This is a genomic window from Streptomyces fulvoviolaceus (assembly GCF_000718165.1).
Classification (GTDB): Bacteria; Actinomycetota; Actinomycetes; order Streptomycetales; family Streptomycetaceae; genus Streptomyces; species Streptomyces fulvoviolaceus.
This window is the reverse complement of the sequence record NZ_JOEY01000015.1, coordinates 203,836-227,288: the sequence shown is the minus strand read 5'-3', so window position 1 is coordinate 227,288 and position 23,453 is coordinate 203,836. Positions and strand designations below refer to the sequence as shown.

Here is a 23,453-nt window from a genome sequence, read left to right as displayed (position 1 = left end):
TCTCCCCGAAAGTGAGGGAACCACCTATGACTTACGTCCCTCTTACCGATCGACCAGTGCATCCGCGATCAACGCTGTCGCGAAATGCCGAACCAGTGGGGCAAAGACGTACTCCCGGTGATGTTGGGGGAGTAGGGGGAAGATGTGCGCAACATAGTGCACCGCCATCTCGGCAAGGTGGTGGCCGGTGCGGCCATCGCGGTGGCCGGGACCGCCGTGATGATCGGAATCACCCTGCCCGGCACCGCGGGAGCCGGTGAGGCGGGAAACGGCGGGACGGGCAGTCAGGCCGCGCAGCAGGCAGGACAGGGACAGGACTCGGCCGTCGCGCCCGGTGTGGTCGAGGAGGCCCCCGCCGAGGGCGACAAGGGCGAGGGCCGCGACCCGCTGACCGACGACGAGATGAAGCGGGTCGAACAGATCGCGGTGAACCGGCAGTTGTTCAACGCGACCGAGGACGTCGAGGGCGACCGCGGTCCGCAGCGCCTCACCGTCGACCTCGCGGAGCCGGACGCCGACGAGGTCGACGACCCGAACGCGCCCCGGCGTGCCGACGTGACGTTCTACGACTACCGGGACGACAGCCTCGTCACCAAGACCGTCGACCTCGACGCCGGCAAGGTCGTCGAGACCGCCACCCAGCACGGCGTCCAGCCGCCGCTGAGCCGTGCCGAGAACATCGAGGCCGCCCAGCTCCTGATCGCCGATCCCCTGGGCGCGGACCTCAAGGCGGACTACAAGGACGCCACCGGCAAGGAGCTCACCTCCCCGGACCAGCTGACGCTGAGCGGCGGGGTCTACCGGGCCAGTGCGGGCGCCCAGCCCGCCGTACTCGACAAGTGCGGTGAGCACCGCTGCGTGCGGCTGTTCGTGAAGGTCAAGAACGGGCCGTGGATCGACGCCAGGTCCCTGGTGATCGACCTGAGTGCCCGCAAGGTCGCCGACCTCGACCACGGCTGAGCCGACCTCCGTCCACTTTTCCAACTTGCTTCTCCTGCAAGGGAGTCATTTCTTCATGCGCGTGCAGTGTTCAATCAGCGGCCTCCGGCCGCGGAGAATGAGTCGTGCCCGCAAGGGGGTGGCCGTCGGCCTGTCCCTGGTCGCGCTGACCGCCGGCGCGACCGCGGGCGCGGGACCGGCCGTGGCCCAGCCGAAGGCCGCAGCGGTGGCGGCCGCCGACTGCAGCGCCGCCTACCGCATCGAGCAGAAGCTCGCGAGCGGCACGACCTGGCGGATGTGCTGGCGCTACGACAGCATGGCCGGGCTCGTCCTGGAGGACGTCACCTACCAGCCCAAGGGCGAGGCCGCGCCGATCAAGGTCCTCAACAGCGCCAGGCTGGGCCAGATACATGTCCCGTACGACGACGGGCAGAACGAGTTCGACGACCTGACGGGCCAGAACTTCGCCCAGGATCTGATGGAGCTGGCACCGGGCGAGTGCCCCGGCGGCACCATCAAGAGCGTCAAGATCCCGGACGGGGACCCGGAGCGCCCGACCGTCAAGGGCCTGTGCACCACCACCCGTTCCCGCGGCCACGCCTACCGCATGCAGGGCGACACCGCGAGCAAGGTCTACCAGGCCCAGGGCAAGGACCTCCTCGTCTACACGGTCAACCAGGTCGGCTGGTACGAGTACATGACCGAGTGGCGCTTCCAGGACGACGGCACGGTCAACATGAACGTCGGCGCGACCGGCAGCCTCTCCTACGACGACTACGACGCCGGTGACGGGCGCGGCTGGCCCATCGGCAAGGGCCTCCGGTCCAAGGCCACCAGCCACAGCCACAACGTCTTCTGGCGGCTCGACTTCGGCCTCGACGGCTCCTCCAGGAACCAGATCGAGCAGTACGACTCGGCGGTCACCGCGCCCGGAAGCGGTGACCAGGCCCCGACCACCAAGACCACCCGTACCAAGGTCACCAAGGAACTCGCGGGCAACGCCAAGGCCTACCGCTGGTGGCGTGTGGTCAGCGCGACCGGCAAGAACAAGGACTGGCACCCGCGGTCGTACGAGATCGTCCCCGGAGCCACCACCAAGTACCCGGGCCGCAGTTTCACCAAGCACGACGTCTACTTCACGCAGTACAACAAGTGCGAGAAGTTCGCCAGCAACAACCCGGGCAGCTGCGGTGCCGGAGCAGGCGCCTCCGTCGACAAGTGGGTCAACGGTGAGACCCTCACACACCCGATCGTCTGGATGAACGTGGGCTTTCACCACATCGCCCGGGACGAGGACCAGCAGCCCATGCCGATCCACTGGCAGGGGTTCTCCATCGCTCCGAGGGACGTCACGGCTATGAATCCGCTCACTCCCGACGACCTTGTGTGGCAGAACGGGCACTGGCAGCCGCGTAGTTGAGAAATGACCCTGTCCATCCGGCTGCACCGCCGACCACTCCCGGAGTACCCTTCCTTGATCGTTGGCAAGGGGAGTGCTCGGGGGAGCGGAAGGCGGTGCGCGGGTGGGGTCGGGAGGGCTGGAGTTGCCCCCTGGTGACGAGGGTCACGAGGGGAACTCCGCAGACGTCCCGCCCGGCACGGTGTCCCTGGCACGGCCGATGGACGCGGGTGCGATCGGGCCGGAGCTGGACTGGGACGCCGACGCCTGGCGCGAAGTACGTACGCGCGCCCAGCGGGCCGGCCGGGCCTACATCTGGCTGAACCTCGTCGAACAGCGGCTGCGGGCGGTCGTGGCCGCTGTCCTGCGCCCCATCTACGAACCCGTCCACGGCGACGACTGGGTGGTCGCCGCCGCCGGCCCGGCCGGCCAGGAGTGGGTGCAGCGCGCGGTCGCCGTCCGCGAAGTCAGCCGCCGCAAGGGCTACTTGCTCGACCCGGCCGACGACAACGTCCTCAGCTTCCTCACCCTGCCGCAGCTGCGCGAGCTGATGGTGCAGCACTGGCCGTGCTTCGAGCCCTACTTCGACGAGCGCCGGGACGTCGAACTCGCCCTGGACGAGCTGGAAGTCACCCGGAACGTCGTCTCCCGCAACCGTGCCCTGTCCGAAGCCGTTCTGGGCCAGGCCGAGCGCGCCTCCGCGAAGCTGCTGGAGATACTCGGCACGGGCGGCGACGTCCCCTCCGCCCGCCGGCTGCCCGTCGACGCCGTCGAGGACCTCGTCGGCGACCGGTACGCGGACGTGGTCGCCGTGCACTCCGACCGGGTGCGGCTCATGCGGCAGTTCCCGGCCGAGGACATCTTCGGCGGCGCCCGCCGGCTCGACGCGATCGGCATCGGCCTCAACCTGCTCGTGCAGAACTTCTCCGGCCGTCGTCTGGTGCGCCTCGCCGAGTCCGGCTGCCGGGTGCGGCTGCTGTTCCTGAACCCCGCGTCCAGCGCGGTCAAGCGGCGCGAGCGTGAACTCGGCATCAAGCGCGGGGAACTGAGCCGTGCCGTCGAGATGAACATCCTGCACATGCGCCGCGTCCGCTCCAAGCTGCGCGACCCCGGGGCGTTCGAGATCCAGGTCTACGACGAGACGCCCCGCTTCACGGCGTACCTCGTCGACGGGGACGGCTCGGACGGCATAGCCGTCGTGCAGTCCTATCTGCGGCGCTCGCGGGGCATGGAGGCGCCGGTGCTGGTGCTGCGCAACGGAGGCCGGGTGCTCAAGTCGGACGAGATCGACGAGAGCGGGCTCTTCCCGACCTACCGCGAAGAGTTCGAGGTGAATTGGTCGGATTCGCGGCCGGTGTCCTGAATTTCCTCACGTGCGCTTCGGCGGGAGACCGCGGAACGGGGTAAGCGGAACGCGGTCCCCTGATTGTCAGTGGCGCATGGGAGGGTGGAGACCACTGGGGGAAAGCACCACCAAGAAGGGGGACCGCCCATGGGCTGGCACCGGGAGCTGCTGATCGGCTTCGACCTGGAGACGACCGGCACCGATCCGCGCGAGGCGCGCATCGTCACAGGGGCCGTGATCGAGGTCAGGGCCGGGCAGCCGATAGGGCGCCGGGAGTGGCTCGCCGACCCGGGTGTGGAGATCCCGGCGGACGCGGTGGCGGTGCACGGCATCAGCAATGAGCGAGCGGCCGCCGAGGGCCGACCGGCCGACCAGGTCGCCGACGCGATCGCCGACGTCCTCGCGACCTACTGGAAGACGGGCGTGCCGGTCGTCGCCTACAACGCGGCCTTCGACCTGAGCCTGCTCTCCGCCGAACTGCGCCGGCACGGACTGCCGTCCCTGCGTGAGCGACTGGGCGGCATCGACCCCGCCCCGGTCATCGACCCGTACACCATCGACCGCCAGGTCGACCGCTACCGCCGCGGCAAGCGCAACCTCGAAGCGGTCTGCACGGAGTACGGCGTCTCGCTCGACGCCGCCCACGACGCCGCGGCCGACGCCCTCGCCGCGGCCCGGCTGGCCTGCGCGATCGCCGATCGCCATCCCAAGGTCGCGGGCCTCGGCCCGGCGGAGCTGCACCGCCGCCAGATCGAGTGGTATGCGGAGTGGGCGGCCGACTTCCAGAGCTTCCTGCGCCGCAAGGGCGACGCGAGCGCGGTGGTGGACGGCACGTGGCCGCTGCGCGAGCCGGCCGACGAGACGGTGTGACCCCGCCTCGTCACCCTCAGGCCGGTACCGGGCCCGCGATCGGCTCCACCCGGGGCTGTGCGACCCGCGCATAGTCCGCACCCGAGATGAACAGCGAGCGGTCCAGGCGGGCGGCGTTGAAGTACAGCCGGGGCTGCGCCACGACGTTCGGGTCGGCGACGACCTCCAGCTCCGGGTCGAAGCTGAACGGAAGCACGGTGCCGGGAATCGCGCGGGCCAGCCGCTCGGCCGTCTCCGCGTCGCTGAACCCGACGGTGGGGGTCCCCGGCTCGAGCGAAGCCGAGAGTTGGGGGAGCGCCGCGAACAGCGTCCGTACGGCATCCAGGTCCACCCGCCGGTCCCCGGGTACGACCGCGAGGACGTGTCGGGTGGTGCGCTGGTCGACCTTGACCCGCAGCACGATGCACTTCGCCGCCTCGGAGGCGGGGTGCCCGCGCAGTGCGCAGACGGCGTCGGTGGTGCCCTCGGGAGCGTGATCGATGAGCTTGTAGTCGACGGAGGAGGTGTCGAGCAGGGAGATCAGACGGTCGTAGGCGCCGTTGGCGCTGTCGTCGGGCATCGGGTGTCCCCTTCGTTGCCGGTGGGGTGAACTTCACTGCGGGGCAGGGCAGATGAGCGGTGTGCGCGCTCCACGGACTGCCCCCAGTAAGTACCGGTGATCATCATGACGGCCCCGAGACCGGTCAGCGTCGTGAAGTGTTCGCCGGCCAGAGTGATCCCCACCGCCGCGGCCCAGATCGGCTCGGTGCCCAGCAGCAGGCTGGCCCGGCTGGCCGAGGTGCGCTGCACCGCCCAGGTCTGGGCGAGGAAGGCGAACACGCTGCAGAACAGCGCGAGATAGACGAGCTGCGTCCAGGTGGCGGCGTCGGCGCGGACCAGGGTCGGCAGTTCGTGCGCGGCCGGGGCCAGGAACAGGGCCGTGCCGACGAGGGTCTGCACCGTGGTCAGGTGCAGCGGCCGTATCGCCCGGCCCACGGTGAGCCGGCCGACCAGGGCCACGTGCCCGGCGCGGACGACCGCGGCGCCGAGCATCAGCAGGTCGCCGAGGCGGGGCGCGTGGAAGCCGTTGCCGGACATGAGGAGTCCGACGGCCAGGACACACACCCCGGCGGCGGCGTAGAAGACGGGAGGCAGTCCGCCCGGGTGGCCGGCGCGGTCGAGGAGGGGGGTGAGCACGATGGTCAGGCTGATGATCAGGCCCGCGTTGGCGGCGCTGGTGTGGGCCACGCCGTACGTCTCCACGACCAGGACGGCGGCCTGCGTGACCCCCAGGGGCACCCCGACCCGGAGCTCGTCGCGGGTCCACCGGCGGGGCGACCTGCGGGCGGCGAGGAGGCCGAGACAGGCCAGCGAGGACAGGGCGTAGCGGGCGAGCAGGACCAGCAGGACAGGGAGGGCCGCGGTGGCGGTCTGGGCGGACAGATAACTGGAACCCCAGACGAGCGCGACCAGGAGGAGTACCGCGTCGGTACGGCGGGTGTCGGACACCCGCCCACCCTGCACCGACGAGGCCACTGAAGCCCAGAACCACTTTCTTAAACGATCTTTTAGCTTCCCTACAAAGTCTCTCTACACTGAGGGTGTGGACGAACGGCAATTGCGGATCCTGCGGGAGCTGGGCGAACTGGGCAGCGTCACCGCGGTCGCCGAGGCGCTGCTGGTGACACCGTCGGCGATCTCGCAGCAGCTACGGCTGTTGCAGCGCTCGATCCCCGTGCCGCTGACCGAGCGCGACGGGCGGCGACTGGTGCTCACGGACGCCGGGCAGGCACTGGCGGGAGCGGCCGTCGAGGTGGAGACGGCACTGGCCCGCGCCCGGCACACCGTCGAGGAGTTCGTGGCCCGGCCGGACGGCGACGTGTCGGTGGCGGCGTTCCACAGCGCGGGTGCGGCGTTCTTCCCGTTGCTGCTGCGGGCGCTGGCGGGGCCCGGACATCCGGTGCTGGCGCTGGCCGACGAGGACGTGGCCCAGGACGACTTCCCCCGGCTGACCCGGGAGTACGACCTGGTGCTCGCCCACCGCCTCGACCACGCCCCGACCTGGCCGGACACGGTGACCGTGACGACGCTCCTGCGTGAGCCGCTGGACGTGGCCATGCCGGTGGACCACCCGCTCGCCGCCAAGCGCCGGGTGACCCCGCGCGACGTGGCCGACGAGCCCTGGATCACCGTGCACGACGGCTTCCCGGTCATGGCGACGATCGACGCGATCGCCGCGGCAGCGGGCCGACGCCTCCATCTCGCCCACCGCATCAACGAGTTCGCGGTGGTCGCCGAGGTGGTGGCGGCGGGCGGGGGCCTGGCCTTGATGCCGCGCTGGACGATGCGCCGACACCCGGCACTGACCCTGAGACCCCTCAGCGGGGTCCAGGCGAGACGCCACATCGACGCCCTTTATCGCCCCGAGCGCACGGCGCGAACGGCGTTCCGCACGGTCCTGCGGGAACTGCGCCAAGCCGCGCGCACAATCCAGGAGGGCGAGGAGACGCGCCCCAAAGGGGCGCGGGGAACTGCGCGACCAGCCACATAGGACCCGCAGCCGCCTGCCAAACGACAGCCCCCGGACATTAGGCGCTCAGAACGAATACCAACGCACGGACTCGTCCCCGTCCCGCAAAGACGCCACCCGCCGCTCGAACTCCGCCAACGCCTTCGGATTACTCGGCGCATGCTGAGCCACCCACGCACAGCTGGCCGTCTCCCGCGCACCCCGCAGCACCGAACACCCCGCCCACTCCCGCACATCCCACCCGTACGCCTCGACAAAGGAGTTGTACGCCTCGGAAGGCAGCCCATACCGGTCCCGGGACAGAGCCATGACCACCAGATCATGCTCACGCAGGTCCGCCGAGAACGTCTCCAGATCAACCAGCACAGGCCCGTCCGGCCCGACATGGACGTTCCGCGGCAACGCATCCCCGTGGATGGGCCCGCGCGGCAGATGCGGGGTCAGCGCGGCCGCGGCCGAGGAGAACCCATCCCGCCGTGACCGCAGATACGCCGCATCGGCCGGATCGATCGCATCCCCTGCAAGCCGCAGCCAGCGCTCCACACCCCCGAGAAGCTCACGCGGCGGCAACGGGAAAGCGGGCGCAGGCAACCCGTGGACGACCCGCAACAGTTCGGCCAAATCCCGCGGTTCGGCGGGCCGTGCAGGCTCGGGCAGCCGGTGCCACACCGTCACCGGGTGCCCCTCGACCAGGAGCGCCTCCGGCGACGCCACCCGCACCGCGGGCACGTCCGCCTCGGCCAGCCACACCGCGATGTCCAGCTCGCGGCGCGCCCGGTCGAGGAGTTCGGCGTCGCGGCCCACCTTGACGACCAGGTCACCGGCGGCGAACACCGCGTTCTCGCCCAGGGCGAGCAGCCGGGCGTCCTGGGCCCGGCCGGGCAGTACTCCCGCCGCGGCCAGTACGTCGCGCGCCCGTGCCTCGTCCACCCTCCGGCCTCCCGGTCCCGTGTGTCCCCGCATGTCCGTTTATGCCTGTGTGAACAGCGTCGTGATCCCGCCATCCACCGGCCAGTCTCGCATTCGCACAGGTCGGACCGTGTACGCGGCGCCTTGACGGCGCATACCCCCTTCACGACCATGACGGAGGCCCGTCGGGCCCGGGGCCCGGCCGGCCCCGCCGTCACGAGCCGCGCGGCAAGGGAGCCGATCACGTGACATTGGTGACCGCGACGAAGCGGTCGGCGCAGGGCGCGCCACGCGCCGACGGGGGCCGCCGGCCTCCCTACCACGGGGCCTGGTTCCTGGTGCTGCCCGCGCTGATCCCGATCCTGGTGCTGAGCGTGGGCCCGTTGCTCTACGGGATCCTGCTGGCCTTCACCGACTCCCAGTCGGGGCGGACCGAGCCCACGGAGTGGATCGGCGGGCTCAACTTCCAGGATCTGCTGCACGACACGCTGTTCTGGGAGTCGTTCCGGATCGGCCTGGTCTGGGCGGTCGGGGTGACCGTCCCACAGTTCCTGCTTGCGCTCGGCCTCGCCCTTCTCCTCAACCAGGACCTGCGCCTGCGCTGGCTGGCCCGGGCCCTCGCGATCATCCCGTGGGCGATGCCCGAGGTCGTCGTCGGTGTCATGTGGCGGCTCGTCTACAACCCGGACGCGGGCGTCCTCAACGAGACCCTGCGCGACCTCGGCCTCGGCGACGGCCGCGACTGGCTCAGTGGCTTGTCCACTGCCCTCCCCGCAGTGATCGTCGTGGGTGTCTGGGCCGGGATGCCCCAGACGACGGTCGCCCTGCTCGCCGGCCTGCAGAACACCCCGCACGAACTCCACGAGGCGGCCGCGATCGACGGCGCCGGCGCCTGGCGCCGCTTCCGGACGGTCACCTGGCCCGCGCTCAGGCCGGTCGCGCTCTCGATCACCGCGCTCAACTTCATCTGGAACTTCAACTCGTTCGCCCTGGTGTACGTCCTGACCAGCGGCGGACCCGGCGGCCGCACCCGCCTCCCCATGCTCTTCGCCTACGAAGAGGCCTTCCGCTACGGCCAGTTCGGCTACGCGGCGGCCATGGGCTGCGTCATGGTCGCGGTGATCTCCGTACTCCTCGCCCTCTTCCTGGTGGGCCGGCTCAGGGGAGGTGACGACGCGTGAGGACCAGCACCACGGGCCGCGTCGGCCAGTACGTCGCCCTGCTCGCGTATCTCGTCTTCCTCGCCTTCCCCTTCCTCTGGCTGATCTCCACCGCCTTCAAGTCCCCCCGCGAACTGGGCCGTCTGCACCCCAGCTGGATCCCCGACGACCCCACCCTCGACAACTTCCGGCAGGCCTTCGACGAGCAGCCGCTGCTACGCGCCGCGGGCAACTCCCTGCTCGCCGCGCTCGGCGCCGCGCTGATCGCCGTGCTGATCGCGACCCCGCTGGCGTACGTCATGGCCCGCCACCGCACCCGGCTCGCGAAGGCCGCGACGGGCTGGGTGGTGGTCAGCCAGGCGTTTCCGCTCGTGCTGGTGATCATCCCGCTGTTCCTGGTGCTGAAGAACCTCGGCCTGATCAACTCCCTTGCGGGGCTGGTGATGGTGTACGTCGTGTGGGCGCTGCCGTTCGCGCTGTGGATGCTCGTGGGATATGTCCGTGCCGTGCCCGCCGAGTTGGAGGAGGCGGCGGCCGTCGACGGAGCGGGGCGCGTCAGGACACTCGTCTCGGTGACGGCCCCACTGCTCGCGCCGGGGATCGTGGCGACGGGGCTGTTCGCGTTCATCACCGCGTGGAACGAGTTCTTCTTCGCGTTGGTGTTGCTGAAGACCCCCGAGAAACAGACCCTGCCGGTCGTCCTCACCCACTTCATCGGCGCGGAGGGCGTCGCCGACCTCGGCCCGCTGGCCGCGGCCGCCTTCCTCGCCACCCTTCCCTCACTGGTCGTCTTCGCGATCATCCAACGGCGGATCACGGGCGGCATGCTCACCGGGGCGGTGAAGAGCTGATGCGCACACAACGGCGTACGCGATGGATCGTCGTCCTCATGCTGCTGCTCGCAGGGTGCACAAGCGGCGGCGGCAGCTCCGCGGACGGCCGTATCACCCTCCGCTTCCAGTCCCTCGCCTGGCAGGAGGAGTCCGTCGAGGCCAACAAGGAACTCGTGAGGGAGTGGAACGCGCGTCATCCCGACGTCAAGGTCGAGTACGTACAAGGGAGTTGGGACAGCATCCACGACCAGCTGCTCACCTCCTTCGAGGGCGGTGAGGCGCCCGACATCATCCACGACGCCTCCGACGACCTCGCGGACTTCGCCTACGGCGGCTACCTCGCCGACCTGACCGACCTGCTGCCCGAGCGGCTGAAGTCGGACATCCCCGAGCGGAGTTGGGAGACGGCGACCTTCGGGGACGGGATCTACGGGGTGCCCTTCCTCCAGGAGCCACGCGTCCTCATCGCCAACGCGAAGTGGCTGAAGGAATCCGGCGTACGGATCCCCACTCCTGAACACCCTTGGAGCTGGGAGGAGTTCAGGAAAATCACCGAACAGCTCAGCGGCGACGGCAAGTACGGCGTCGCCTGGCCGCTCAAGGAACCCGTCTCCGCCACCCTCAACCTCTCCCTGTCGGCGGGCGGTCAGCTCTTCCACCGGGGCGCCGACGGCAAGGTCACCGTCCGGTTCGAGGAAGCCGACGAGACAGTGCCCCGGACGATCCACGACCAGGCCAACACCGACCACAGCGCCTCGCCCACCACCCTCGGCAGCGGTGGCTCCGACACCCTGCCCGGCTTCTTCGGCGGCAAGTACGCGATGGTCCCGCTCGGCTTCTCCTACCGTCAGCAGATCGTGCAGCAGGCGCCGAAGGGGTTCCAGTGGCAGGTACTGCCCGCCCCGGCCGGCGCCGACGGACTCACCCAGGGCGTCAGCCCGCAGACCCTGTCCGTCGCCGAGGACAGCCCGCACAAGAAGGAGGCCGCCGAGTTCATCGACTTCCTGCTCCAGCCGCAGAACATGGTCCGGCTGGCCCTCGGCGACTGGATGCTGCCCACCGGCACGGAGGCTCTGAAGGCCCCGGCCCTGCGGACCGTCAAGGACGGCTGGGCCACCGGTACCGCCCTCGCCACCCACCTCACCTCGGCTCCCGCCCAGTCCGTACGGGGCTACCCGGAATGGAAGGACAAGGTGGCGACCCCGGCCTTCCAGGAGTACTACAGCGGGGCGATCGGCCTCGGTGAGCTGCGGAAACGGTTGGAGGACGACGGCAATCTGGTGCTCGCCCGCTACCAGCGCTGAGTACCCGCACAAAAACCCGTTGCCCGCCCGGCGCCGGCCCGCCTAACGTGCCGTCCGTGGCAGCGAACAACGCGATCTTCTTCTCCGGTCACGGCCGGGGCCTTGCGCATTCCACCCGGAAGCGCCGCGACCCCGGAGCCCTGACCGGCCCGGGGAGCCACGCCCGCTGATTCCGCGCGGATCCGTTCTCTTCCTCTCCCCGCATGTCTTCCGGCCAGGGCTTTCGCATGCCCTTCTCCCTCCGGAAGACAAGGACCGCAGGCCATGGCCCGCCCCACGCGTGTTTCCCGCGCGCTCTCGCAGAACTTCCTCGCCGACCGCGCAGCCGCCGCACAGCTCGCCCGGCTCGCCGTACCGCGCCCCGGAAAGACCCCGCTGCTGCTCGAAGTCGGCGCGGGCAAGGGCGCGTTGACCGAAGTGCTCGCCCCGCGCTGCAGCCGGTTGCTCGCCTATGAGATCGACCCACGGCTCGTCCCCGCACTCCGGACCCGGTTCTCCGGCACTCCCCAAGTGCAGGTGATCGAAGGGGACTTCCTCGCCGTACACCCCCCACGCACCCCCTTCTCCGTCGTCGGCAACGTGCCCTTCTCGCGCACCGCGGACATCGTCGACTGGTGCCTGCGCGCGCCCGGTCTCACCGACGCGACACTCCTCACCCAGCTCGAGTACGCCCGCAAACGCACCGGGGACTACGGGAGTTGGACCCTGCTGACGGTCCTGAGCTGGCCCCGCCACGAATGGCGCCTGGTGGGCAGGGTCGGCCGGCGCAGCTTCCGGCCCGTGCCGCGCGTCGACGCCGGGATCATCCGCATCGAGCGCCGCCGTACCCCGTTGCTCGATGCCGCCCGGCACGCGAGCTGGCGGCATCTCGTCGAGCTGGGCTTCTCGGGGGTGGGCGGCTCGCTGCATGCGTCGCTGTGCCGGGCCCACCCCAGGCGCCGAGTTGACGCGGCGTACCGAGCCGCACGTCTCGATCGGGGCGTACTCGTCGGGGAGGTGGCGCCGGAGTGCTGGCTGCGGCTGTTCGAGGTGCTGGGGCGATGACCGAAATAGAATTGCACGAGACGTTGCGTCTCGCTTACCGTCGAGGACATGACCACCACCCCCGCCCACATCGCCATGTTCTCCATCGCCGCCCACGGCCATGTGAACCCCAGCCTCGAAGTGATCCGCGAGCTCGTGGCACGCGGGCACCGGGTGACGTACGCGATCCCACCCCTCTTCGCCGAGAAGGTCGCCGAGACCGGCGCCGAGCCGAAGCTCTGGAACTCCACGCTGCCCGGGCCCGACGACGACCCGGAGGCCTGGGGTACCACCCTGCTCGACAACGTGGAGCCGTTCCTGGCCGACGCGATCCAGGCCTTGCCGCAGCTGATCGAGGCGTACGAGGGCGACGAGCCGGACCTCGTGCTGCACGACATCACCGCCTACCCGGCCCGCGTCCTCGCCCGCCGCTGGGGCGTGCCCGCGATCTCGCTCTCGCCGAACCTCGTCGCCTGGGAGGGTTACGAGGAGGAGGTCGCCGAGCCGATGTGGGCCGAGCCGAAGAAGACCGAGCGGGGGCAGGCCTACTACGCCCGTTTCCAGTCCTGGCTGGAGGAGAACGGGGTCGCCCTGCATCCGGACCCCTTCGCGGGCCGTCCCGACCGTTCCCTCGTCCTGATCCCGAAGGCGCTGCAGCCCAACGCGGACCGGGTCGACGAGACCGTGTACACCTTCGTCGGCGCCTGCCAGGGCGACCGCACCGCCCAGGGTGACTGGCAGCGGCCGGCCGGTGCCGAGAAGGTGGTCCTGGTGTCCCTCGGGTCCTCCTTCACCAAGCTGCCCGGCTTCTACCGGGAGTGCGTCAAGGCCTTCGGTGATCTGCCGGGCTGGCACCTGGTGCTCCAGATCGGCAAGCACGTGGACCCGGCCGAGCTGGGCGACGTACCCGCGAACGTCGAAGTGCGGTCCTGGGTACCGCAGTTGGCGGTCCTCAAGCAGGCCGACCTGTTCGTCACGCACGCGGGCGCGGGCGGCAGCCAGGAGGGCCTGGCCACCGCCACGCCGATGATCGCCGTACCGCAGGCCGTGGACCAGTTCGGCAACGCGGACATGCTCCAGGGCCTCGGTGTGGCCTGGCACATCCCGACGCAGGAGGCGACCGGACAGGCTCTGCGGGAGGCCGCCCTCGCGCTCGTCGACGATCCCGAGGTCGCACGGCGGCTGAAGGACATCCAGGCCGGGATGGCGACGGAGGGCGGGACCAAGCGGGCGGCCGACCTCATCGAGGCCGGGATCGAGGCCGAACCGGCCTCCCGTCAGCGGTAGTTCGGGGTCTCCAGGCGGGCCTTGTAGATGATCGCCCCCGCCCGCGCACGAGCGACTCCGCTCACATTGAAGTGGACCCACTTGGTGCCGAAGGCGTTCCCGCCCTCCACCGCGCCGGTCCACATCTGCTCGCCGGACGAGTGGTGGACGTACGACTTCACGAGCCGGCGGGTGTGCAGCGGGGCGCTCTTACGCATGGTCGAGGTGTCGACGGCGTAGACGCCGTAGGTGTCGGTGACGAGCAGACGGCCGGGGTTCCGATAGTCCGGCTGGAGGTCGTGGGCGCGGGTGAACTCGTCCAGGCGGCGGGCCGTGTCCTCGACCAGCTTGGCCGACGAGGCCGTCGTCACGATCCGGTACGCCGTCAGTCGCTTGCCGCCGGTCACCCACATCCGCTCCAACTGCGGGTCCCACAGCAGTCCGTGGGCCTGGTGGAACGGGATCGGGCTCCCCGCCCTCACCAGCGAGCCGCTGTGGCTGTCGGTCGGCCGGAACACGTGCAGGCTGCCGCCCGTCGCCGTGCCGCCTCCGCTGCCGTGGCTGCGGCCGGCGACGACGACCACTCCGGTGCCACGGGCGCGCTCGATGGCGTGCGGATAGTTCGGGACGTTAGCCGACCACAGCTTCCTCTTGTCGCGGCGCCGGTAGATGCTCGCGGTGCCGCTGGTCGGGGTGCCGGTCGCGGCCAGCAGGATCTGGCCGTCGCCGCTCGTGTCGCGGAAGCGGTGCTCCATCGGATGGCCCGAACCGGCAGGATTCAGCGACCACTTGATGTTGGCGTCGGTGAACGGCTTGTTGCGGTCGAAGAGATAGATCTTGCCCGAGTTCACGTCCCCGACGAGCACGTTGAACTGCGCGGGCGCCGCGCTCGCCGGAGCGGCGGTCACCAGTCCGGCGGCCGGCCCTGCCACCGCCCCCGCGAGCACACCCTTCAGCAGACCCCGCCTGTCCATGCGTTCCCCCCGTCGCACAAGAGCTGTCGCCCCAAGAGAGCACGCACGAGGGCCCGTTGGTTCCCCCGGGATACCAACGGGCCCTCTGTCAACAGGAGGAATCAGACCCTCAGCGGCTCACCCTCGTCGTCCCGGGCCTGGGGCGCCACCACGGCGTCCGCCGCCTCGTCGTGCGTCAGGTCGGGCAGCCGGTTCAGCCACTTCGGCAGGTACCAGTTGCGCTCGCCGAGCAGCGCCATCACCGCCGGGAGCAGCACGCCCCGGATGATCGTCGCGTCGATGAGCACCGCGGCGGCGAGGCCCACGCCCATCTGCTTCATGGACTGCATGGACAGCGTCCCGAAGATCGCGAACACGGCGACCATGATGACGGCGGCACTGGTCACGACACCGGCGGTGGTGACGACACCGTGCTGGATGGCGTCGTTCGTCGTACGGCCGCGCAGCCGCGCCTCGCGGATCCGCGAGACCACGAACACGTGGTAGTCCATCGACAGGCCGAACAGGATGACGAAGAGGAACAGCGGCAGCCAGGTGATGATGGCGCCGACGCCCTCCGCGCCCACCAGCGAGGCGCCCCAGCCGTGCTGGAAGACGGCGACGAGGATGCCGTAGGCCGCCCCCACCGACAGCAGGTTCAGCACGATCGAGGTGATCGCGATCGTCAGCGAGCGGAACGACAGCAGCATCAGCACGAAGGCGAAGACCACGACGAACGCGAAGACCGGGATGACGGCTCCGGCCAGCTGGTCGTTGAAGTCCTTCGAACCGGCCACCTGCCCGGTGATCGGCGCCTCGACGCCGTCCACCTTGCCGAGCGTGGCGGGCCGCACCTCGTCGCGCAGCTTGTCCAGGCTCGCACCCGCCTTGTCCAGATCGGAGCCGCCGACCAGCGGGACGTACACGAAGGCGATGTTCTGCGCGTCGTGCAGCTTGATCTCGACCGGGCCGCGCGAGGCACCCGAACTGATCGCCTCCTCGCGGAAGTCGGCGAGCGCGGACGTCACCTCGGGAGCGTTGATGTCGTCGGCCTTCACGACGACCTCGGCAGGCTCGGAGCCGCCCGGGAAGGCGTCGTTGACCCGGTTGTACGTCTGCACGATCGGCAGCGAGTCGCCGAACTCCTGGTCCAGCGTGAGGTTCTGCGTCTTCATGCCGACCGCGGGGGCCGCTATCGCCAGCAGGGCACCGGCCGCCACGACGACCGAGATGACGGGCCTGGCGAGCACGCCCTTGAGGACGGCCGTCCAGAACCGGCTCTCGCCGTTGCCCTTCCGCTTGCGGCGGCGCAGGAACGGTATGCGGCCCTTCTCCACCCGCTCGCCCAGCAGCGAGAGCAGCGCGGGCAGCACGGTCACCGAACCGACCATGGCGACCGCCACGACCATCAGCGAGGCAAGTCCCATCGCCTCGAACTCGGCGAGACCGGTGAACAGCATGCCCGCCATCGCCACGCACACCGTGACCCCGGAGACGATGATCGCGCGGCCGCTGGTGGCGGCGGCGACCCTGAGGGCCGTCTGCGCGTCCCGGCCGGCCTCGCGCTCCTCGCGCTCACGGCGCAGATAGAACAGGCAGTAGTCGACGCCGACGGCCAGACCGACCAGCAGCATCACCGAGTTGGCGGTGTCGCTCATCGGCATGACGTGGCTGACAATGCCCATCAGGCCGATCGTGGCCATGATCGAGGTGACGGCCAGCAGCACCGGCAGCAGCGCCGCGACCAGGGCACCGAAGGCGATGAGCAGAATGCCGAAGGCCACCGGCACCGCGGAGTACTCGGCCTTCTCGAAGTCGTCGCCGAACGCGTCGTCGAACGTCTTCATCATGCTCGCGCCGCCGATCTCCTCGATCCGCAGCGACTCGTGCTCCTTCTGAACCCCCTCGACGGCCTTCAGCACCGGCTCGACCCGCTCGCCCGCGGTGTCCGACTCGCCGCGCATGTCGAACTGCACGAGCGCGCTGCGGCCGTCCTTCGAGACCGTGTCCGTGTCGTACGGCGAGGTCACGTCCGTGACCTTGCCCGTGCCCTCGACCGCCTGGACGACCGCGGTGACCGCGGCCCTGAACTCGGCGTCCGTGGCCTTGAGGCCGTCGTCCTTCGCCTGGATCAGGACCGACTCACTGGCCGGCTCGTTGATCCCGGCGTCCTCGACGATCCTGGCGGAGGTGTGTGTCTCGCCCTTCAGCTGGTCGCTGTCCTTGACGTCGACCCGGCCCGCCGCCGAGCCGAGCCCCATCGCCAGGACGACGAACAGCACCCAGATGCCGACGGCAGCCCATCGATGGCGTGCGCTCCAGCCGCCGGCCCGGGCGGCCAGGCCCCGCACTCGTGTATCTCGGTTCCCCATGACGGGCTTGCCCCCTTGTGAGCGGTGGCAGCCCCCTGCCGCCACCTTTCGTTTCGAAGGTATGGGCCGGATAAAGCCTTCTCGTCGTGCTCCCCGGTGAAGTGCGGTGCCCGGGAGTCCTCCCCTCGGATGCCGGGGCCTCCCCACTGGGGAGGAGCGTGGCCCTTACATCTAACGGCGGCTCTGCGGGGCGGCGATCAGGGTGCACCCGCCTTAAGGTGAGCGAATGACGACGACGTATGCGGCGCTGCTGCGCGGAATCAATGTCGGCGGCAGCAGGAAGGTCCCCATGGCCGACCTGCGCACGCTGATGGAAGGCCTCGGTCACGACGACGTACGCACCTACCTGCAGAGCGGCCAGGCCGTCTTCACCGCCGACCACGGGGACGAGGAGTCCCTGGCCGCCGAGCTCGCGGGCGCGATCGAGAAGCGGTTCGGCTTCGCGGTCGACGTGATCGTGCGCGACCACGCCTATCTGAAGGCGATCGCCGAGGACTGCCCCTTCCCGGCCGCCGAGCTCGAGGCCAAGCAGCTCCACGTCACCTACTTCTCCGCCCCCGTCGACGCCGACCGCTTCGCGGAGATCGACCGCGACACCTACCTCCCCGAGGAGTTCCGCCTCGGCGACCGCGCCCTCTACCTCTACGCCCCGAACGGCCTCGGCCGCTCCAAGCTCGCCGAACACCTCTCCAAGCCCCGTGTGAACAAGGGCGTCATCGCCACCAGCCGCAACTGGAACACGGTCGTCAAGCTCGTGGGGATGACCGGTGGCTGACCGGAGTCCTGCCGTCGAAGCGGCCATCGAGAGCGAGTTGAGGCTCCTCGCCCCCGAGGTGCGCAGCTCTCCCGAGCTCGTCGGGGCGCTGCTGCACCCCGAGTTCCACGAGTTCGGCGCGTCGGGGCGGCACTGGGACCGGGCGGCGATCATCGCCGCGCTGGCGAGGACCACGGATCCGGGGGCGAAGCCGATCGTGGCGTCCCGGATTCAGGGAGTGCAGCTCGCCCCCGACCTCGTCCACCTCACCTTCGACACGGAGAACAACGGCAGCCGGGCGCACCGCAGTTCGCTGTGGCGGTGCACCGAGGACGGGTGGCTGCTGTACTTCCACCAGGCGACACCGTTCACCCTCGACGCAGGGTGACCTGCCGCACGCCGCGGTAGGTGGTGTACGAGGTGATCACGTCCGGCACGGTCAGGCGCGGGTCCCCGTACAGCCGTCGCAGTTCGTCCTCGGATCCGGCCGCGGCGACCGCGTCGATCAGCACCAGGTCGTCGTCGGTCAGGGACGCGTCGTCGAGGATCTCCGGACCCCAGCCGTCCCAGGGGAGGACCTCGACGCCGTGGAGGGCGGCAAGGTCGTGCCCCACATTGGCCCGGACGAACCACAGGCCCTTGAGGCGGTCGATCGGGCTGAAGCCGCACCTCAGGGGATCGACCCGACCTGCACGGCAGGCCCGCCAGACGTCCCAGGCCACGACGAACCGGTCCCGCGGCACGTCCAGCGGGTCGAAGTCCAGGGTGTACGACGGGTGCAGGACCTGCGGGTCGACCAGCCGCCAACTCCCGTCCGGCAAGCGGTACTCGGTGACCCAGTGATCCTCGTACCAGCCGTCGAGGAAGTAGGTGCCGAAGCCGCAGCGGATCCGTGCCGGAGTACCCGTGGCCCGCAGCAGGGAACAGTGCAGGAGCGAGAAGTCCCGGCACGTGCCCACGAACCGTTCCTCGGGCGCCCGCGGTTCGGTCAGCGGCGCGTCCCGGAGCTCCCGCAGGATGCGGAGCATCTCGGTCACGTACCGCGACTCGGCGTCCTCGTGCAACCGCTGCTCGGGAATGGTGTGGCCGAGGCGCTCACCCTCGCCCCGATGAATGATCAGATCCCGTACGACCCCCGCGAGTTCCCCCGGATCCCGCGGCAACCCGCCGATGTCCAGGCTCCCCGGATCGCTGTACGCCGTCTGCTTCAGGTAGAAGTCCATGCCGGGGACCCTCGGCCTTGCCCCAGGGGCAGGGTCAACCCAGGGAATCCAGCCGGGACTTGTCCTCCGGAGCCAGTCGTACGGCGCCGGCGGCCAGGTTCTCCTCCAGGTGCACGAGGGACCCGGTGCCGGGCGTCGGGCACAGCACAGGGGAGCGGTGCAGCAGCCAGGCCAGTGCGATCTGCCCCGGAGTCGTGCCGTGCGCCGCGGCGATCTCCGCGCACACCGGGTCCGAGGTCAACGAACCGTTGCCCAGCGGGAACCACGGCAGGAAGGCGATGCCGTGCGCCTCGCACAGCTTCAGCAGCGGCTCCGAGGAACGGTCGAGCAGGTTGTACCGGTTCTGGACCGACGCCACGGACGTCAACTCCAGGGCTGCCGACAGCTGTTCGTCGGTGACCGTGTCCAGTCCGATGTGCCGGATCTTGCCCTCGGCCCGCAACTCGTCGAGCGCGCCCAGCTGTTCGGCCAACGGGACCTCGGGGTCGAGCCGGTGCAGCTGGTACAGGTCGACGGTGTCCAGCCGCAGCCGCCGTAGGCTCGCCTCGCACATCGCCCGCAGCCGCTCCGGCCGCCCGTCCACGTGCCAGGCGCTGTCACTGGTGCGTACGACCCCGCCCTTGGTGGCGATCACCAGCCCCTCCGGGTACGGGTGCAGCGCCTCGGCCACCAGTTCCTCGGCGATCGACGGGCCGTAGTTGTCCGCCGTGTCGATCAGCGTGACCCCAAGCTCGACCGCCCGCCGCAGCACCGCCACCGCGTCCCGGGCGTCGCTGCGGGGACCCCAGTAGCCGGGGCCGGTCAGCTGGGCGGTGCCGTAGCCGAGGCGCCGGACCGGCAGCTGTCCGCCCAGGGCAAAGGTTTCCCTGATCATTTAATGGAGGTTACACACACCTGTGCGAGGCTCGTCCCATGCGCTACATCATCATCGGGGCAGGGGCGGTCGGCGGAGCGATCGGCGGACGGCTCGCGGGCTCGGGACACGAGGTCGTTCTGGTCGCGCGGGGCGCGCACCACGCGGCGCTGCGGGACGGCGGGCTGCGGCTGAAAGTGCCGGACGGGGAGTTCACGTACCGGCTGCCGGTCGTGGACGGGCCGGGTCCGCTCGGCGAACTGCGGGCCGACGACGTGCTCGTCCTCGCGGTCAAGACACAGGACACCGAAGGCGCCTTGGACGCCTGGGGCCCGGCGCCCGTCGCGGGCGGCGGCACGGCGGCCGAGCGGCTGCCGCTGCTGTGCGCGCAGAACGGTGTGGAGGGCCAGCGGATCGCCCTGCGCCGCTTCCGCCGGGTGTACGGCGTCTGCGTCTGGCTGCCGTCGACCTTCGTCGAACCGGGCGTCGTCTCCGCCGGGGCGGCCCCGCTCACCGGCATGCTCCACCTGGGCGGGTACCCGCACGGCACGGACGAGACCATCCGCCTGGTCGCCGCCGACCTGGAGAAGTCGAGGTTCTTGGAGGCGCCGGTCGTGCCGGACGTGACGCGCTGGCAGTACGCCAAGCTGCTGGCCAACCTCGCCAACGCCGTCGAAGCCGTCACCGGTCCCGTCGACAGCGAGGAGGCCATCGTGCTGTTCGGCCGGGTGCGGGCCGAGGGCGCGGCCGTGCTCGACGCCGCCGGGATCCCGTACGCGAGCGACGAGGAACAGCGGGCCATGCGGGGCCGCAAGGTCGACCTCGTACCGCTCGACGGCGCCCCGCGCGGCGGCGGCTCCTCCTGGCAGTCCCTCACCCGGGGCACCGGCACCATCGAGGCCGACTACCTCAACGGCGAGATCGTGCTGCTCGGGCGCCTGCACGGCGTACCGACCCCGCTGAACGCCCTGCTGCAGCGGCTCGCCAACACCTTCGCGCGGGAGGGACGGGCGGCCGGGGCGATGCCGGTCGGGGAGCTGGTCCGGCTCGCCGACGAGGCTGTCGCGTTTGTTCAAGAGTCCTGAACAGGCCCTTCCTAGCGTGGGGTGCATGAAGAAGGACGACCTGTACCCGTACATGACCGAATGTGCCGCCGAGGCGGCCCGTGTCGCACGCGGCGTCACGGCGGCACAGCTGACCGACCCGACCCACTGCCCCGACTGGGACGTCCGGGCCCTGGTCAACCACTGGGTCCTCTACACCTCGCACGGCATGGAGCACCGCGCCCTGCGTAAGCAGCTCCCCGAGGAACTGACCGCGCGCGACTTCACCGCCGACCCGGACTGGGCCGAGGCGTACGCCGCCCAGCTCGACCGTGCCGTCGCGGCCTGGGCCGATCCCGCGGTGTGGGAGGGCGAGGTGGACCTGGGTATGGCGAAGATGCCCGCCGCCGAACTCGCCGCGATGATCATCAAGGAGACGGCGGTCCACGGCTGGGACGTCGCCGTGGCCACCGGCCAGGAGTTCCACGTCTCGGAGGGCGCCGCCCGGCTCGTCCTCGACATGGTCGTCACCCACGGCGACCTCTACCGCCAGTACGACGGCTTCGCGGACCCGGTACCGGTGCCGGACGACGCGCCCGTGTTCGAGCGGGCGCTGGCGTCGAGCGGACGGGATCCGCGACAGCGGGCCCAAGCGACCCACTGAGCCTTTGCGCCTCCTGAACATCACCCCGTGTCAAGGCGGCTGCACCCTCTCGGGTGGACTCGCCTCAACTCCGGGACAAATAGCACCGGTTGTCCCTAAGGTGAGGCCCGCATAGACGCAAGGGGGGCAGGTCACAGTGGTGGGAAGAGCGTTACCTTCGTTGCCGCAGTACCGCAAGGACGGAGTGACCCGGCGACTGTGCGCGTCGGTCCATCTCGACGACGACTTTGCCCAGGAGGTCGACCGCGACCTCACCGGCGACCGGCTGAACGCGATGGGGCTGACCCTCGGCGTCAACTTCGTGGCCCTCGCCCGGCACGCGCGCGTGGCCGTACGCCGCCGCGCCGCGCTCGACCGCCAACTGGCCGCACTCGGCGCCTTGTTGGTGACCGCCCTGCTGGTCGCCCTGGGGGGACTGATCGGCGGTCGTGGGCCAGTCGCCCAGATCGGGTTCTACGGCCTGCTCGGTGCCCTCGCGGCCGCGTGGTGGCTGGTGCACCACGCGGAGTCCCAGGCCCGCGCGGCGGCGCAGCAGGTGTTCCGCGACCCGGACCGGGCCGAGAAGCTCGCGCCACCCGTGGAACCCGAGGCCGAGGCCTGGCTGCACGAACTCAAGCGCGCCAACGTCCTGCCGTACGCCGACGCGGCCGCCCTCGACAACCCGTTCGTCGGCAGTGGCCACGAACTCAGGGAAACCGTCTGGCAGCCCATCGACGTCAGCAAGCCCGCCGAGGCGCCGGGCGGCGGCAAGCTCCCGATCCTCTCCTTCGACGCCATCGACCTCCACACCTATGTGGCCCGCGAGATGGAGAGCATCTCCGGCCTGGACGGCCTGCGCGCCAGGAACCGGCTCTACGTCCTCGGCAGCCACGCCTACATGCTTCAGGAACTGGTGCCCGACCGCACCCGACGGCCGCAGGCCCAGATCCCCAAGCAGCTCGTCCAGGCGGGCCTGCAGAGCCCCGGCGCGGCCATGCGGACCCATCTGTGCCTGGAGCGGGTCGGCGAGGGCGGCCGGCTCATCGTCTCCATGTACCTGCGGGCGATCCTCAACCGGCCCAGTCTGACCTGGGAGGTCGCCGTCTACGCGATACCTCCGCTCGGCGCCCGCTTCTACCGGCTGGACCGGCTGCCGGTGGCCTCCTTCGACCGCTGGTGGAGCCTCGTCGGGCATGCCACTTCGCACACCTTGCCGGAGCTGAGGGGCGCCGTGGGGCGCATCCGCGGGCGGGGCCGGACGCGGCGCCGTTCGGCGAAGTTCCTGAAGAAGGTGCGCCGGGACATCACCGACCAGCATGTGATCTACGACTACGGCGCCCCCGACAGTCTGCGCGAGCGAATCGGCGACTGGGAGCAGGCGGGCTACAACGAGCGCACCGACGCGGCGGACTTCCTGAACCGGCTCCAGCAGGGGGTGCTCGTCGCGACCGAGCGCTTCCTGAAGGACCACAACGTCGACACCAGCTCGTTCGACAAGGCCCAGCAGAACATCAACACGCAGACCTACAACATCAACAACGTCAACGGCCCCAGCAACATCGGCCCCGGCGGCCAGATCGGCAATCCGAACGCGCCCCAGGGGAGCGGTCCTTCGGGGCCGGGCGGCGGGGCACCTCCCAACAAGCCCTGACCAACAAGCCCTGACCATCAAGCCCTGACCATCAAGCTCTGCACCGGGCCCGGACCAGGAGTCGGCACATGACCACGTACAACATCAACAACGTCAACGGCCCCAGCAACATCGGCCCCGACGGCCGTATCGAGATCAACAACGGGACGGACGCGGCGGTCGTCCTGCGCCTCGCGGGCGAACTCGTCGACCGGCTGCGCCGCGAGAGCCCCGCGCTCGTCCCGCAGGCCGAGATCGTCCAGGGCGAGCTGGCCCGTGCCGGGCAGGGCGGGCAGAGCCCCGACCGGGGCCGTATCCGCTCCGCCCTGGAGACCATCGGCGTCGGCGTCGCGACGGGCAGCGGCGGGCTCGCGCTGGCCCAGGAGATCGGCCGCATCCTCGGCATGTGACGCACCTCGCCGGAC

Annotated in this window: 22 protein-coding genes and 1 pseudogene; 16 read left to right on the top strand and 7 right to left on the bottom strand. The window is 70.4% G+C overall.

Annotated elements, in window-relative coordinates; translation table 11 throughout:
• Positions 1–144 precede the first annotated feature (144 nt).
• The 4 genes from IG08_RS0117955 to IG08_RS0117940 all read left to right on the top strand — a co-directional run bounded on the left by IG08_RS0117955 (position 145) and on the right by IG08_RS0117940 (position 4,553).
• On the top strand, positions 145–960 hold the full coding sequence (locus IG08_RS0117955) for a hypothetical protein (RefSeq protein WP_030602903.1): 816 nt from the start codon (positions 145–147) through the stop codon (positions 958–960).
• Between the two features lie 97 nt (positions 961–1,057).
• Complete coding sequence (locus tag IG08_RS0117950) at positions 1,058–2,359, top strand: copper amine oxidase (protein WP_052424762.1); 1,302 nt, start codon at positions 1,058–1,060, stop codon at positions 2,357–2,359.
• A gap of 103 nt (positions 2,360–2,462) precedes the next feature.
• Complete coding sequence (locus tag IG08_RS0117945; RefSeq protein ID WP_078655637.1) at positions 2,463–3,701, top strand: SAV2148 family HEPN domain-containing protein; 1,239 nt, start codon at positions 2,463–2,465, stop codon at positions 3,699–3,701.
• Positions 3,702–3,830: 129 nt separating this feature from the next.
• A complete protein-coding gene (locus IG08_RS0117940; RefSeq protein WP_030602894.1) occupies positions 3,831–4,553 on the top strand; it encodes a 3'-5' exonuclease in 723 nt (240 codons plus the stop codon).
• Between the two features lie 16 nt (positions 4,554–4,569).
• Here IG08_RS0117940 and IG08_RS0117935 read toward each other — a convergent pair whose 3' ends face one another.
• Positions 4,570–5,112, bottom strand: coding sequence for a YbaK/EbsC family protein (locus IG08_RS0117935; RefSeq protein WP_030602891.1), 543 nt, complete (start codon positions 5,110–5,112; stop codon positions 4,570–4,572).
• Positions 5,073–6,041 carry a DMT family transporter gene (locus IG08_RS0117930; protein ID WP_030602888.1) on the bottom strand — a complete coding sequence of 323 codons (969 nt, stop codon included), beginning with the start codon at positions 6,039–6,041 and terminating at the stop codon, positions 5,073–5,075. The genes IG08_RS0117935 and IG08_RS0117930 overlap by 40 nt, the downstream gene beginning before the upstream one ends.
• Before the next feature lie 94 nt (positions 6,042–6,135).
• Here IG08_RS0117930 and IG08_RS0117925 point away from each other — a divergent pair, with 94 nt between their 5' ends.
• Entirely contained in the window at positions 6,136–7,083 is a 948-nt protein-coding gene (locus IG08_RS0117925) for a LysR family transcriptional regulator (protein ID WP_030602885.1), read from the top strand.
• Between the two features lie 45 nt (positions 7,084–7,128).
• Here the strand turns inward: IG08_RS0117925 and IG08_RS0117920 are convergent, their stop codons facing one another.
• A complete protein-coding gene (locus IG08_RS0117920) occupies positions 7,129–7,992 on the bottom strand; it encodes a phosphotransferase enzyme family protein (RefSeq protein WP_030602883.1) in 864 nt (287 codons plus the stop codon).
• A gap of 224 nt (positions 7,993–8,216) precedes the next feature.
• Here IG08_RS0117920 and IG08_RS0117915 point away from each other — a divergent pair, with 224 nt between their 5' ends.
• The 5 genes and pseudogenes from IG08_RS0117915 (at position 8,217) to mgt (ending at position 13,578) form a co-directional block, all read left to right on the top strand.
• On the top strand, positions 8,217–9,152 hold the full coding sequence (locus IG08_RS0117915) for a carbohydrate ABC transporter permease (RefSeq protein WP_030602880.1): 936 nt from the start codon (positions 8,217–8,219) through the stop codon (positions 9,150–9,152).
• Positions 9,149–9,982, top strand: coding sequence for a carbohydrate ABC transporter permease (locus tag IG08_RS0117910; RefSeq protein WP_030602877.1), 834 nt, complete (start codon positions 9,149–9,151; stop codon positions 9,980–9,982). The genes IG08_RS0117915 and IG08_RS0117910 overlap by 4 nt, the downstream gene beginning before the upstream one ends.
• Positions 9,982–11,268, top strand: coding sequence for an ABC transporter substrate-binding protein (locus IG08_RS0117905; protein ID WP_030602874.1), 1,287 nt, complete (start codon positions 9,982–9,984; stop codon positions 11,266–11,268). Before IG08_RS0117910 ends, IG08_RS0117905 begins: the two co-directional genes overlap by 1 nt.
• A 264-nt stretch (positions 11,269–11,532) precedes the next feature.
• On the top strand, positions 11,533–12,312 hold the full coding sequence (erm, locus tag IG08_RS0117900) for an ErmE/ErmH/ErmO/ErmR family 23S rRNA (adenine(2058)-N(6))-methyltransferase (protein WP_030602872.1): 780 nt from the start codon (positions 11,533–11,535) through the stop codon (positions 12,310–12,312).
• Positions 12,309–13,578 (top strand): annotated as a pseudogene (gene mgt / locus IG08_RS0117895) (macrolide-inactivating glycosyltransferase). The gene erm and the pseudogene mgt overlap by 4 nt, the downstream one beginning before the upstream one ends.
• Here the strand turns inward: mgt and IG08_RS0117890 are convergent.
• The gene (locus IG08_RS0117890; protein ID WP_030602867.1) at positions 13,569–14,531 is read right to left on the bottom strand and encodes a hypothetical protein; all 963 of its coding nucleotides are present in this window, start codon (positions 14,529–14,531) and stop codon (positions 13,569–13,571) included. The pseudogene mgt and the gene IG08_RS0117890 sit on opposite strands and share 10 nt — an antisense overlap.
• Before the next feature lie 101 nt (positions 14,532–14,632).
• Entirely contained in the window at positions 14,633–16,882 is a 2,250-nt protein-coding gene (locus IG08_RS0117885) for an MMPL family transporter (protein ID WP_030602864.1), read from the bottom strand.
• Between the two features lie 226 nt (positions 16,883–17,108).
• Here IG08_RS0117885 and IG08_RS0117880 point away from each other — a divergent pair, with 226 nt between their 5' ends.
• Positions 17,109–17,657 (top strand): DUF1697 domain-containing protein, encoded by a 549-nt coding sequence (locus IG08_RS0117880; protein ID WP_030602861.1) that lies wholly within the window; start codon positions 17,109–17,111, stop codon positions 17,655–17,657.
• Positions 17,650–18,024 (top strand): nuclear transport factor 2 family protein, encoded by a 375-nt coding sequence (locus IG08_RS0117875; protein WP_030602859.1) that lies wholly within the window; start codon positions 17,650–17,652, stop codon positions 18,022–18,024. The genes IG08_RS0117880 and IG08_RS0117875 overlap by 8 nt, the downstream gene beginning before the upstream one ends.
• Here the strand turns inward: IG08_RS0117875 and IG08_RS0117870 are convergent.
• Positions 18,005–18,859 carry a transglutaminase-like domain-containing protein gene (locus tag IG08_RS0117870; protein ID WP_030602856.1) on the bottom strand — a complete coding sequence of 285 codons (855 nt, stop codon included), beginning with the start codon at positions 18,857–18,859 and terminating at the stop codon, positions 18,005–18,007. The two genes, IG08_RS0117875 and IG08_RS0117870, sit on opposite strands and share 20 nt — an antisense overlap.
• A gap of 34 nt (positions 18,860–18,893) precedes the next feature.
• On the bottom strand, positions 18,894–19,733 hold the full coding sequence (locus IG08_RS0117865) for an aldo/keto reductase (RefSeq protein ID WP_030602853.1): 840 nt from the start codon (positions 19,731–19,733) through the stop codon (positions 18,894–18,896).
• A gap of 38 nt (positions 19,734–19,771) precedes the next feature.
• Between IG08_RS0117865 and IG08_RS0117860 the strand changes: the two genes are divergently transcribed.
• From IG08_RS0117860 to IG08_RS0117845, 4 genes are all read left to right on the top strand, one after another.
• Positions 19,772–20,797, top strand: a complete 1,026-nt coding sequence (locus IG08_RS0117860; protein ID WP_030602851.1) for a ketopantoate reductase family protein — start codon at positions 19,772–19,774, stop codon at positions 20,795–20,797.
• 25 nt (positions 20,798–20,822) lie between these two features.
• Positions 20,823–21,419, top strand: a complete 597-nt coding sequence (locus tag IG08_RS0117855; RefSeq protein WP_030602850.1) for a TIGR03086 family metal-binding protein — start codon at positions 20,823–20,825, stop codon at positions 21,417–21,419.
• Between the two features lie 160 nt (positions 21,420–21,579).
• Entirely contained in the window at positions 21,580–23,049 is a 1,470-nt protein-coding gene (locus tag IG08_RS0117850; RefSeq protein ID WP_043454549.1) for a hypothetical protein, read from the top strand.
• Between the two features lie 68 nt (positions 23,050–23,117).
• Positions 23,118–23,438, top strand: a complete 321-nt coding sequence (locus IG08_RS0117845) for a hypothetical protein (RefSeq protein WP_030602844.1) — start codon at positions 23,118–23,120, stop codon at positions 23,436–23,438.
• Positions 23,439–23,453: the final 15 nt, after the last annotated feature.

Excerpts from the sequence above, each read along its gene's own strand:
- IG08_RS0117950 (WP_052424762.1), top strand. The coding sequence starts at position 1,058 with ATGAGTCGTGCCCGCAAGGGGGTGGCCGTCGGCCTGTCCCTGGTCGCG.
- IG08_RS0117940 (WP_030602894.1), top strand. The coding sequence starts at position 3,831 with ATGGGCTGGCACCGGGAGCTGCTGATCGGCTTCGACCTGGAGACGACC.
- IG08_RS0117935 (WP_030602891.1), bottom strand. The coding sequence starts at position 5,112 with ATGCCCGACGACAGCGCCAACGGCGCCTACGACCGTCTGATCTCCCTG.
- IG08_RS0117905 (WP_030602874.1), top strand. The coding sequence starts at position 9,982 with ATGCGCACACAACGGCGTACGCGATGGATCGTCGTCCTCATGCTGCTG.
- erm (WP_030602872.1), top strand. The coding sequence starts at position 11,533 with ATGGCCCGCCCCACGCGTGTTTCCCGCGCGCTCTCGCAGAACTTCCTC.
- IG08_RS0117890 (WP_030602867.1), bottom strand. The coding sequence starts at position 14,531 with ATGGACAGGCGGGGTCTGCTGAAGGGTGTGCTCGCGGGGGCGGTGGCA.
- IG08_RS0117885 (WP_030602864.1), bottom strand. The coding sequence starts at position 16,882 with ATGGGGAACCGAGATACACGAGTGCGGGGCCTGGCCGCCCGGGCCGGC.
- IG08_RS0117880 (WP_030602861.1), top strand. The coding sequence starts at position 17,109 with ATGACGACGACGTATGCGGCGCTGCTGCGCGGAATCAATGTCGGCGGC.
- IG08_RS0117870 (WP_030602856.1), bottom strand. The coding sequence starts at position 18,859 with ATGGACTTCTACCTGAAGCAGACGGCGTACAGCGATCCGGGGAGCCTG.
- IG08_RS0117865 (WP_030602853.1), bottom strand. The coding sequence starts at position 19,733 with ATGATCAGGGAAACCTTTGCCCTGGGCGGACAGCTGCCGGTCCGGCGC.
- IG08_RS0117860 (WP_030602851.1), top strand. The coding sequence starts at position 19,772 with ATGCGCTACATCATCATCGGGGCAGGGGCGGTCGGCGGAGCGATCGGC.
- IG08_RS0117855 (WP_030602850.1), top strand. The coding sequence starts at position 20,823 with ATGAAGAAGGACGACCTGTACCCGTACATGACCGAATGTGCCGCCGAG.
- IG08_RS0117845 (WP_030602844.1), top strand. The coding sequence starts at position 23,118 with ATGACCACGTACAACATCAACAACGTCAACGGCCCCAGCAACATCGGC.